Below are 6,185 nucleotides of genomic sequence, written 5' to 3' on the forward strand. Positions count from 1 at the left end.
GGAAGTCGATCACATGGCATCGTCCGTGACAGCCGCACGGCGCGCACACCCGCAGGCCGTGCGCGCCCCACGCAGACGACGCGCACAGTCCGGGAGCCGCCCCATGACCTCCGCGAACCCCACGCCCCTCTGGCAGCCCGACCGGGACCGCATCGAACGGGCGCAGGTCACCCGCTTCCAGGCCTGGGCGGCCGAGCACCACGGCGCCCCGGCCGAGGGCGGCTACGCGGCGCTGCACCGCTGGTCCGTGGACGAGCTGGAGACGTTCTGGAGAGCCGTCACCGAGTGGTTCGACGTCCGGTTCTCGACCCCCTTCGAGCGCGTGCTGGCCGACCGCTCGATGCCCGGGGCCCGCTGGTTCCCCGGGGCGACCCTCAACTACGCCGAGCACGCCCTGCGCGCCGCCGACGCGCGCGCCCAGGAACCCGCCCTCCTGTACGTCGACGAGACCCACGAGCAGACCGCCGTGAGCTGGGCCGAGCTGCGCCGCCAGGTCGGCTCCCTGGCCGCCGGGCTGCGCGCGCTCGGCGTCCGCCCCGGGGACCGCGTCAGCGGCTACCTCCCGAACGTCCCGCAGGCCGCCGTCGCCCTGCTCGCCACGGCCGCCGTGGGCGGCGTGTGGACCTCCTGCGCCCCCGACTTCGGCGCCCGCAGCGTCCTGGACCGCTTCCAGCAGGTCGAGCCGGTCGTCCTGTTCGCCGTCGACGGCTACCGCTACGGCGGCAAGGAGCACGACCGCCGCGACACGGTCGCCGAACTGCGCCGCGAACTGCCCTCCCTGCGCGCCGTCGTGCACATCCCGCTCCTGGGCACCGAGGCACCCTCCGGGACGCTGGAGTGGTCCGCGCTCACCGAGGCCGACACGGAGCCCGAGTTCGAGCAGGTCCCCTTCGACCACCCCCTGTGGGTGCTGTACTCCTCCGGCACCACCGGGCTGCCCAAGGCCATCGTGCAGTCCCAGGGCGGCATCCTCGTGGAGCACCTCAAGCAGCTCGGCCTGCACTGCGACCTGGGCCCCGAGGACCGCTTCTTCTGGTACACCTCCACCGGCTGGATGATGTGGAACTTCCTCGTCTCCGGCCTGCTCACGGGCGCCACGGTCGTCCTGTACGACGGCAGCCCGGGCTTTCCCGACACGGGCGCCCAGTGGCGCGTGGCCGAACGCACCGGGGCCACCCTGTTCGGCACCTCGGCCGCCTACGTCATGGCCTGCCGCAAGGCCGGCGTGCACCCGTCGCGCGACCACGACCTCTCCCGGGTGGAGTGCGTCGCCACCACCGGCTCGCCCCTGCCGCCGGACGGCTTCACCTGGCTGCACGACGAGGTCCGCGACGACCTGTGGATCGCCTCCGTCAGCGGCGGCACCGACGTGTGCTCCTGCTTCGCGGGAGCCGTACCCACCCTCCCCGTGTACGTCGGCGAGCTGCAGGCCCCGGGCCTCGGCACCGACCTGCAGTCGTGGGACCCGGACGGCGAGCCCCTGACCGACGAGGTCGGCGAGCTCGTCGTCACCAACCCCATGCCCTCCATGCCCGTCCGCTTCTGGAACGACCCGGACGGCAGCCGCTACCGCGGCAGCTACTTCGACGCCTACCCCGGCGTCTGGCGGCACGGCGACTGGACCACCGTCACCTCCCGCGGCTCGGTGATCATCCACGGCCGCTCCGACTCCACGCTCAACCGCCAGGGCGTCCGCATGGGCTCGGCCGACATCTACGAGGCCGTCGAACGCCTCCCCGAGATCGCGGAGTCGCTCGTCATCGGCGTCGAGCAGCCCGACGGCGGCTACTGGATGCCCCTCTTCGTGCACCTCGCCCCGGGTGCCACGCTCGACGAGGCCCTCCTGGACCGCATCAGGCGCACCATCCGCGAGGAGCTCTCACCGCGCCACGTCCCCGACGAGGTGATCGAGGTCCCGGGGGTCCCGCACACCCTCACCGGCAAGCGCATCGAGGTACCCGTCAAGCGCCTCCTCCAGGGCGCACCGCTGGAGAAGGCCGTCAACCTCGGCTCCGTGGACAGCGTCGACCTCCTGCGCTTCTACGAGGACCTGGCCCGCAAGCGCGCCTGACCGGCGGGGCACGGCGACTCGGCGGGGCGGTGGTACGAGGGAGCGGCGGCACAGTGAAGCGGTGACGTGGCGGAGCCAGCGGTTCGGCGGGATCAGCGGTTCGGTGGGGCCCGGCGGTTCGGTGGTCCGGAGGGGGACGGTCCGGTCCGGCCGCGCGGCGGGAACCCACCGACCGTCGCCGCCGCCGCGGTCGCGAACTCCGCCGAGCGGCGCGGAGCCGACGCCCCCACCGCCCCGACCTGCGGATGCCGACGTCGTTCCGCTCGCGTCCCCCTAGACCGGCGGTCACTGTCAGTGCCTCCGGTTACGGTGAGTGAGCATTGATCGAACCGTGCACAGGGGGACACACATGGCGCTCACCGACCACCGGACCGCCCGGCGCATCCTGCGCCGCGAGATCGCCGGCACGATCGGCCTGCTGACCGACGAGCAGGACTTCACGGCGATGCGGCGCTACCGCACCTTCGCCTTCGACGACCACGACAGCTACCTCCGCCAGGTCGAGGCCCTCCTGAGGACACGGGCCCTGCAGGGCGGCCACACCACCGTCGCCCTCTTCGACCCCGAGGAGTACGCGGAGTACTGCGCCGACGCCGGCCTGGACCCCGACGCCCCGGCCAGCCGCACCCGCTTCACCGCCGAACTCGCCGCGACGGGTCCCACCGTCCCGTACGACGGCCGGCCCCTCGGCGAGCTCGTCCCCGACCTCGTGGACGAGGCCCTGCGCCGGGCCACCTGGGAGTACGCGACCACGACCCTGGCCCGCACCGGCGACTGCGCCTCGTGCGGCGAGGACATCGGCCGCGCCGCCTTCGCCCGCGCCTCCGCCCTGCTGGTCCGTGTCCTCGACACCGCGGGCCCCGGCGAGCGCCACCTCGTCTGCAGCGTCCCGGCGGCACCGGAGACCCTCGTCGCCGCCCTCAGGGCCGACGACGGTCCCGACGGCACCCGCCGCGTCGACGAGGGCGAGGCACTGGAGTTCACCACCGTCCTGGCCCTCGGCCTCGCCACCCGGAGCGCCGGCGGCATCGTCATGCGCACCGGCGCCCCCGGCGGCACCGACCGCGTCTACGGCTGGCGCATCCGCGGGTACGGCCTGGAGCCCCTGACCGCGGGAGAGGTCTTCGACGCCTACTGCACCGACGCGGAGACGGGCGACCTCGTCCCGCCGGAGTCGGGCGTCGACTACTGCGCACCGCCCGACCTGGGAGAGGAGGACGGCCCGACCGGACACGCCCACTGAACCCACCGGCGGCACCGGCGGCACCGGCGGCACCAGCGACACCGGCGGCACCAGCGGGACCAGCGACACCGGCGGCGCCGAACGCGCCGGGGGCGCCCCACCCGCGAAGGATGGAGCGCCCCCGGCGAAGAGACGCCGCCCGGCGGCGGCAGCCGGCTACTCGCCGGACAGCACCGCCTGAGCCGCGTCGCGCGCCTCCTCGGCGCTGTCCGCGGCCCGCGCCGCCGCGGCGGCACGCTCGCACTGCGCCAGTGTGTACTTGGCCAGCGTCGCCCGCACGTACGGGATCGACGCCGCGCCCATGGACAGGGAGGTGACACCCAGACCCGTCAGCACACACGCCAGCAGCGGGTCCGACGCGGCCTCGCCGCAGACACCGCAGCTCTTGCCCTCGGCCCTCGCCGCCTCTGCGGACAGCGCCACCAGGTCGAGCAGCGCGGGCTGCCACGGGTCCTGCAGCCGGGACACGGCGCCCACCTGCCGGTCGGCGGCGAAGGTGTACTGCGCGAGGTCGTTGGTCCCCAGCGACAGGAACTCGACCTCCCGCAGGATCGACCGCGCCCGCAGCGCGGCCGACGGGATCTCGACCATGGCGCCGAACTTCGCCTGCAGACCCGCCTCGCGGCAGGCGTCGGCGAACGCCTTGGCGTCGGCGCGGTCCGCGACCATCGGCGCCATGACCTCCAGATGGACCGGCAGTCCCTCCGTGGCCCTGGCGAGCGCCGTCAGCTGCCTGCGCAGCACCTCGGGGTGGTCGAGCAGCGTACGGAGACCGCGCACACCGAGCGCCGGGTTCGGCTCGTCGCCGGGGGTCAGGAAGTCGAGCGGCTTGTCCGCGCCCGCGTCGAGCACCCGCACCACGACGCGGCCCTCGGGGAACGCCTCCAGGACCTGCCGGTACGCCTCGACCTGCTTCTCCTCGGACGGCGCGTTCCTGCTGTCGTCCAGGAAGAGGAACTCGGTGCGGAACAGGCCGACGCCCTCGGCGCCCGCCTCGACCGCCGCCGGCACGTCCGCGGGACCGCCCACGTTGGCCAGCAGCGGCACCTTGTGGCCGTCCGACGTGGCACCGGGGCCGGTCGACGCGGCCAGCGCGGCCTTGCGCTCGGCGGCCGCCGACTCCAGCGCCGCCCGCTTCTCCGCGCTCGGGTCCACGAAGATCTCACCGCTGCTGCCGTCCACGGCGATCACGGTGCCCTCGGCGAGCTCGCCCGCGCCGGGCAGCGCCACGACGGCCGGCACGCCGAGCGCCCGCGCGAGGATCGCGCTGTGGCTGGTCGGCCCGCCCTCCTCGGTCACGAACCCGAGCACCAGGGCGGGGTCGAGCAGCGCGGTGTCGGCGGGCGCGAGGTCGCGCGCGATGAGCACGTAGGGCTGGTCGCTGTCCGGGACGCCGGGCATCGGAACGCCGAGCAGCCGGGCGACGATGCGGTTCCGCACGTCGTCGAGGTCGGCGACACGGCCGGCGAGGTACTCGCCGGCGCCGGCCAGCAGCGCCCGGTAGGCGGCGAAGGCGTCGTAGACCGCGCGCTCCGCCGTGCTGCCGACCGCGATCCGCCGCTCCACGTCGGCCATGAGCTCCGGGTCCTGGGCCATCAGCGCCTGGGCCTCGAGGACCGCCTGGGCCTCACCGCCCGCCAGGTTGCCGCGGGCGTTGAGGTCGGCCGCCACCGCTTCCACGGCCTGGCGGGCGCGCCCCTGTTCGCGCTCCGCCTCCTCCGCCGGTATCTGCTTGGCGGGCGGCTCCAGGACCGCCGTCCCCATGTGCCTGACCTCGCCGATGGCCACACCGTGGCTCACGCCGACGCCTCGCAGCGTTGTCTCCATGTCACCCGTCTCCGATAGTGCGGCGGGCACCGCCGCCGCGATGGTTGTCCTGCTCGCCGCTCCGCGGGGGCGGCGTCGGCGTCACTGCCAGACGAACAGCGTGTCGCCGGTCTTCACGTCACCGTCGGCGTTGACGTCGGTGAGGGAGTCCGCGGTCGCCTCCAGCGCCACGACGGGGCACACCGGCGACTTGCCGGCGGCCTCGACGGCGGCAGGGTTCCAGCGCACGACGGCCTGACCGCGCTGCACGGTGTCGCCCTTGTTGACGAGGAGCTCGAAGCCCTCGCCGTTGAGCTGCACGGTGTCGATGCCGAGGTGGGTGAGCACGCCGTGCCCCTCGTCGTCCACGACGACGAAGGCGTGCGGGTGCAGAGAGACGACGACGCCGGTGACCGGGGCGATCGCCTCCGAGGGCTCACGGACGGGGTCGATGGCGGTACCGGGACCGACCATCGCTCCGGAGAAGACGGGGTCGGGCACGGCGGCGAGGCCGATGGCGCGTCCGGCGAGGGGGGACGTCACAGTGGTCATGGGGAGCCTCCCAGGGGCGGAGATTCTTCGAGGGCCGTCACTGCTTGTCCCGGACGGCACGCTGTTGAGCAGCGTAAGTCATGGAAAGTGGCGGTTCCGTGCAGGTGATGCCGGTTCGCGGCCGTAGAGCACAGCACAAGCGATTTGCGCCTCCTCCAGACCCCGTGTACAGTCGTACTCCTGCCTGAGGCCGAGCGACGCGACCAAGCGTCCTGACCTGGCAGCATCCAACGCATCAGATCCTATCTCGGGGTCACCTTCCGCATGCCTGCGGGGCGGTGGTCGGAGACACGGAGAAACGCTGATAAAGTTGGAACCGCCGAAAGGGAAACGCGAGAGCGAATACCTGGAAAGCGCCGAGGAAATCGGATCGGAAAGATCTGATAGAGTCGGAGACGCAAGACCGAAGGGAAAGCGCCCGGAGGAAAGCCCGAGAGGGTGAGTACGAAGGAAGCGTCCGTTCCTTGAGAACTCAACAGTGTGCCAAAAGTCAACGCCAGATATGTTGATACC

The 6,185-nt window shown here is 73.2% G+C and carries 4 protein-coding genes; 2 read left to right on the forward strand and 2 right to left on the reverse strand.

The annotated features are described in order from the left end of the window. Positions 1–103 precede the first annotated feature (103 nt). Positions 104–2,071, forward strand: coding sequence for an acetoacetate--CoA ligase (locus IE271_RS26250; RefSeq protein ID WP_190192904.1), 1,968 nt, complete (start codon positions 104–106; stop codon positions 2,069–2,071). A 349-nt stretch (positions 2,072–2,420) separates the two neighbouring features. Continuing rightward, positions 2,421–3,314: a DUF8829 domain-containing protein gene (locus IE271_RS26255; protein ID WP_190192905.1), complete on the forward strand. Its 894-nt coding sequence runs from the start codon at positions 2,421–2,423 to the stop codon at positions 3,312–3,314. A gap of 156 nt (positions 3,315–3,470) precedes the next feature. Here IE271_RS26255 and ptsP read toward each other — a convergent pair whose 3' ends face one another. Together ptsP and IE271_RS26265 are read right to left on the reverse strand one after the other, a co-directional pair. Further along, positions 3,471–5,141: a phosphoenolpyruvate--protein phosphotransferase gene (ptsP, locus tag IE271_RS26260; RefSeq protein WP_190192906.1), complete on the reverse strand. Its 1,671-nt coding sequence runs from the start codon at positions 5,139–5,141 to the stop codon at positions 3,471–3,473. 81 nt (positions 5,142–5,222) lie between these two features. Continuing rightward, positions 5,223–5,672 (reverse strand): PTS sugar transporter subunit IIA, encoded by a 450-nt coding sequence (locus tag IE271_RS26265; protein ID WP_190192907.1) that lies wholly within the window; start codon positions 5,670–5,672, stop codon positions 5,223–5,225. Between the last annotated feature and the right edge of the window lie 513 nt (positions 5,673–6,185).

Origin of the sequence: Streptomyces minutiscleroticus (assembly GCF_014650875.1) — a bacterium.
Classification (GTDB): Bacteria; Actinomycetota; Actinomycetes; order Streptomycetales; family Streptomycetaceae; genus Streptomyces; species Streptomyces minutiscleroticus.